The sequence below is a fragment of the Streptomyces swartbergensis genome (genome assembly GCF_002148965.1).
GTDB classification, from domain to species: Bacteria; Actinomycetota; Actinomycetes; order Streptomycetales; family Streptomycetaceae; genus Streptomyces; species Streptomyces swartbergensis.
Genome location: NZ_NGFN01000787.1, coordinates 1 through 847, shown reverse-complemented (window position 1 = coordinate 847; position 847 = coordinate 1). Strand labels below are relative to the sequence as shown.

The following is an 847-nucleotide window of genomic DNA, read 5'->3' as shown; positions in this document are numbered from 1 at the left end:
GACCTTGGACAGGTTGTCCTTGGTGTCGTAGAGGAACGAAGTCGACACCGACTTGGTCGCCGACATGGTGGTCGTGATCTTGCAGATCTGACCTTCGAAGCCGTTGCAGGTGGGTGTGGCTGGGTTGTAGTCGAAGGTCCGCTTGCCGCCGCCGGTGCCGGTGACGGCGACGGACTTGGTGTTGCCGGCGGTGTCGTAGGCGGTGGGGCTTCTCGCCGTCGGCGCTGGTGAGAGTGGCGGGCCGGTCTCCGCGCCGGAGATGGTCTGATACCCGGTCAGCGACGCGGTGGCACCGGTGGGCAGCTCCGCGGAGGTGGGATTGTTGCGGGAGTCCCAACCATAGTCGGTGACGTTCCCGGCCGCGCCCCCGACGCCCATGGCATCCTCGGCGGTGTCGATGTTGTGGTTGGCGTGGAACGTCTGTTTACGGGAGTGGTTGAGTGCGTCGATGACCTTGGTGACGCCGCCGTCAGCGTTGCGCTCGTACTTCGTGGCGTGCTGCTCCGGGTCGGTGACCGTCGTCGTCCCGGCCGCGGACGGGTCGGTGTCCGAGTACGCGTACGGGGCCTTGACCCTTGATCTTGGACACACGAGACACTGGATCCTGAGGATCTGAGAACGGACATCTCGTGGTCATGAAGAACTATCCGCCGCAGTTCAGGGCGGACGCGGTCGCGCTGTACCAGTCGCGGCCCGAGGCGACGATCCGGCAGGTCGCTGCCGATCTGGGAATCAACCCCGAGACCTTGCGGAACTGGGTCCGGGCGGCCGGCGCGAGCCGGCCGCGAGGACGCAGGGCAGAGGCACCCGCCGAGCCGCCGACACCGCTGGAGGCGGAGAACGCCGC

1 protein-coding gene and 1 pseudogene are annotated in these 847 nt (G+C 67.1%); one reads left to right on the top strand and one right to left on the bottom strand.

All coding sequences use genetic code 11. The features are described 5' to 3' along the window. Positions 1-591, bottom strand: a pseudogene (locus CA983_RS46040) (RHS repeat-associated core domain-containing protein); the annotation flags it as partial. Between the two features lie 44 nt (positions 592-635). On the opposite strand from CA983_RS46040, the gene CA983_RS44330 reads away from it, so the two are divergent. Beyond that, positions 636-847: transposase (locus CA983_RS44330; RefSeq protein ID WP_208637194.1), on the top strand; the 212-nt coding region annotated here is incomplete at its 3' end.